The following is a 1826-nucleotide window of genomic DNA, read 5'->3' on the forward strand; positions in this document are numbered from 1 at the left end:
GGCGAATTGCTGCCGCACAACTGGGCGAATACCAATCCCCCTGCACTCAGCACCTGACCTTCACTTCGGGTGTCAAGAGGGGTTGGCGGGACGCTTACACCGCTTGGTCCAACGCCACCGGGCGTTCGCCGTACAGGTCACGGACGAAGCGCACGAAGCTGTTGAGCACGAACTCGGCGCAGCGGTAGCCCATGCCCATGGCCCGCTTGAACGCCAGGAACTGCGTTACGTCGTGGGCCAGGATGTCGGCGGTAATCTTCGTGCTCATCGAGGCACCGGCAGAGAGACCTCACGCAGCGACTGCGTGGCAATGCGCACGTAGGCCGACACCGAATCCGGGTCGCGATGGCCGAGCAGATCCGACAATACTCGTGCCTTGGTGCCCACATCGAGTTGCCGCGCGGCGTTCGAGTGCCGCAAGACGTGGCTGCCCAAGTATGGCGCTTGGATACCGGCGACCTTGGCATGTTTGATGAGCACGTGCCGCACCGCCGACGAAGCCGTGAGGGCGCCGAATGGCACCTTCATCTGGATGAACACATGCCGCGTAGGCGTATGCGGCGGACGTCCATGCCGCAGGTACCGGGCCAGCACCTTGGCCACCGGAGGAAGCAACGGCAACACGAAATTGACACCGGTCTTCGGGCGCGACATCTGCAGCGTACCGGCGCGCCAGTCGATGTCCTGCAGTTGCAAGCCAATGACTTCACCCGCGCCCAGGCCGTAGGTGCTCATCATCAACAGCAGCGCGTGGTCGCGCAGCCCGCACGCCGTGCTCGTGTCCACAGCAAGCAGAAGTCGCTGAACGTCCTCCCAAGGCAAGGCCCGCCGCGGCCGTTCAAACTTTGGTTGCACCGGTGATATCACCCCATCGGCCAGGTCGGTGCGAATGCGCCCGCTGGTCAGCAAGAACCGGGCAAAGGATCTGACCGTGCTGGCGATGTCGGCTGTCGTCGAGCGGGCATAGTGACTGGCGCATTCGATGAGGAATGCGTCGATGTCGGGCAAGCTCAGATGGCGCCAGGACTTGCCGGACCGCATCAGGTGCTCGAACAGCTTGCCGACGTGGTCGAGCTTCTTGCGAATCGTGACCTCGGGGTTGCCCCGATGTTGCCCAAGGTGGGCTGCATAGTCGCGCAGAACCGCCGTGGCAGGTGGCGGACGGCGTTCGATAGGCTGCCACGGCGGCACCGGCATGCCCATGACCTCGTGAACGCGGCGCAGCGAACGCATAGACGAACTCGCGAGACCGAGATGGGCGATATTGATCTTGCGTGAAAGCGTGTACCAGGCCTGGAAGCGTTTGACCCCGTCGCGCGTTAGCTCGGCGCCTTCATCAAGACCGAGGGCACGGCAGTAGCATCGAAACCGGCCGATCCATTGCAGGTATTGCTGCGCGCTGCTCGCGCTGACACAGCGATCGGCGCGCCACACGCGCAGGATGTCCTGAGCACTGGGCGTGCGCTCCGATTGCTGTGTCTTGCGTGACTGTGTGACCATACAAGCGACATACGCCAGCCAGGCCAGATCGGATGCAGAAACCTATTGAACGCACCGGATTTATGTGGAGTGACGCGCAAGACCGGCTCCTCCTGCGGACAGTAACCTCATGCGTCGAGCCCCAGATAAAACTGCACTCAAGATAATGCGCCCAGCAGCCCGCTTCGACGATCGAGTCCTGGGCGTGGAGGGCGGCGTAGCCGCTGAACCCGTCGGTGAGCAACGTCCCTGACCAATCCTGCAGGAAGTCGCGCGCATGCGCACCGGCACGACTGGCGCAATAGTCAAACACCACCGCCGGCGTAGCCGCGCTGCGGTAGACCCAG

At 63.3% G+C, this 1826-nt stretch carries 2 protein-coding genes and 1 pseudogene; all 3 read right to left on the reverse strand.

Annotation, left to right across the window (positions count from 1 at the left end):
- Positions 1-94: 94 nt before the first annotated feature.
- Positions 95-268 (reverse strand): hypothetical protein, encoded by a 174-nt coding sequence (locus B7X30_RS15555; RefSeq protein ID WP_286731861.1) that lies wholly within the window; start codon positions 266-268, stop codon positions 95-97.
- On the reverse strand, positions 265-1434 hold the full coding sequence (locus B7X30_RS15560) for a site-specific integrase (protein ID WP_286731862.1): 1170 nt from the start codon (positions 1432-1434) through the stop codon (positions 265-267). The genes B7X30_RS15555 and B7X30_RS15560 overlap by 4 nt, the downstream gene beginning before the upstream one ends.
- A gap of 211 nt (positions 1435-1645) precedes the next feature.
- A pseudogene (locus B7X30_RS15565) lies at positions 1646-1826 on the reverse strand (IS66 family transposase); the annotation flags it as partial.

The sequence above is a fragment of the Thiomonas sp. 13-64-67 genome, from assembly GCF_002282795.1.
GTDB classification, from domain to species: domain Bacteria; phylum Pseudomonadota; class Gammaproteobacteria; order Burkholderiales; family Burkholderiaceae_C; genus Thiomonas; species Thiomonas arsenitoxydans.

Coding starts and splice junctions, on each gene's coding strand:
- B7X30_RS15555 (WP_286731861.1), bottom strand. CDS start 268: ATGAGCACGAAGATTACCGCCGACATCCTGGCCCACGACGTAACGCAG.